Source organism: Methylobacterium sp. B1, assembly GCF_000333255.1.
Lineage (GTDB): Bacteria > Pseudomonadota > Alphaproteobacteria > Rhizobiales > Beijerinckiaceae > Methylobacterium > Methylobacterium fujisawaense.
In genome coordinates this window covers 1-1394 of sequence record NZ_BACT01000205.1, presented here as the reverse complement: position 1 = coordinate 1394, position 1394 = coordinate 1, and the positions used below count along the sequence as shown (strand labels likewise).

The following is a 1394-nucleotide window of genomic DNA, read 5'->3' as shown; positions in this document are numbered from 1 at the left end:
ACCGATCCCCGGCAAGCCGGTCCCGTTCGGGCAGCCCGCCGAGCACCACGAGATTCCGTCCCAAGAGCGCCGGCGAGTGCCGCGCGCCACTGCCGGCGCGGTCCGACCGCCCCGGACGGCCCTCGTAGGCCGCGCGCAGCCGGGCGAGCTGACGTCCGCGCGTTTCGGGATCGCTGGAGCCCATGGTCCATCCCCCCGGCGGGCTCTGATCCGCGGTGCGCCCCCGCGAACGAGCCTTCGACCATCCCGAGTCGGGGAGTTGGAAAACCGTGTCTGAACGGTCCCTACGACCTTTAGCGCCGGAACGCCTGGACATGCGTCGCAGGCTCCCCGACCGTATGGCCAAGGATGCGGGTGCCGTTCTGGTCGGCACCAACCATCAGACAGGGGGTTCCACGCCCCAGGGCCGCGCGTACGGCCCCGCTGGCGTTTTAGTCGCGTCTAGGAACGAAATCCAGCCCGGCGTGCCGCCCCGCGCTCGACATGGCGGAAGCCGGCATCGATCAGGAGGGCCAGCGCCGACACCACGAGGCCGCCCTGCAGCACGTAGGCGGTGTTGCCGGTGAGGAGGCCGGAGATGATCACTTCGCCGAGGGTGCTGGCCGCCACCGTCGAGCCGATGGTCGCCGTCGCGAGGCCGATGACGGCAGCGAGGCGGATCCCCGACAGGATCATCGGCAGCGCCAGGGGCAGCTCGACGCGGAGGAGCCGCTGCCGGTCGGTCATGCCCATGCCGCGCGCGGCCTCCATCAGCGCGGGATCGAGCCCGTCGAGCCCGGTGAGCGCGGTCTCGAAGATCGGCAGGAGCCCGTAGAGCACCAGGGCGATCAGGGTCGGGACGGCGCCGAACCCGAAGATCGGCACCGCCAGGGCCAGGACCGCCACCGGAGGAAAGGTCTGCCCGATCCGGGCCACCGACCGGGCGAACGGCAGCACGTCGCGCCCGGCCGGCCGGGTGGCCGCGACCGCCAGGCCGACGGCGATCGCGGCGGCCGTCAGGGTCGCGGCGGCGACCAGCAGGAGGTGATTGACGGCGAGCGTCAGCAGCGGCGTCTGCGCGTAGATCGGCGGCGTGTCGCCGGGGGCGAACGGCTGAAACAGGGGCGCGAATCGGCCCGGAGCGACCAGGAACACGCCGAGGAGGGCGAGGAGCGTGGCCCAGGCGAGAGGCGGGGCCCGGCTCACGGCCGGCCGCCCTGCGCCTCGAGGGCCGCCCGCGTCACCCGTCCCAGGATGACGCCGTCGCGGCTGACCGGCAGGGCCGGGCGCCGGGACCACAGGCTCTCCGCGAGGGCGGCCCGTACCGAGGTCCCGGCCGGGATGGGCGGGCCCGGCGCCGGGCCGGGCTCCACCAGATCGTCCACCACGCGCAGGGCCATGAGCTGGAAGGCCCG

At 74.0% G+C, this 1394-nt stretch carries 2 protein-coding genes and 1 pseudogene; all 3 read right to left on the bottom strand.

The annotated features are described in order from the left end of the window. Positions 1–184, bottom strand: a 184-nt coding sequence (locus tag I53_RS34470; protein WP_251982230.1) for a hypothetical protein, incomplete at its 3' end; no start/stop codon positions are given. A gap of 257 nt (positions 185–441) precedes the next feature. After that, positions 442–1185 (bottom strand): ABC transporter permease, encoded by a 744-nt coding sequence (locus tag I53_RS05425; RefSeq protein ID WP_043347545.1) that lies wholly within the window; start codon positions 1183–1185, stop codon positions 442–444. Continuing rightward, a pseudogene (locus I53_RS05420) lies at positions 1182–1394 on the bottom strand (ABC transporter ATP-binding protein); the annotation flags it as partial. The gene I53_RS05425 and the pseudogene I53_RS05420, both read right to left, overlap by 4 nt.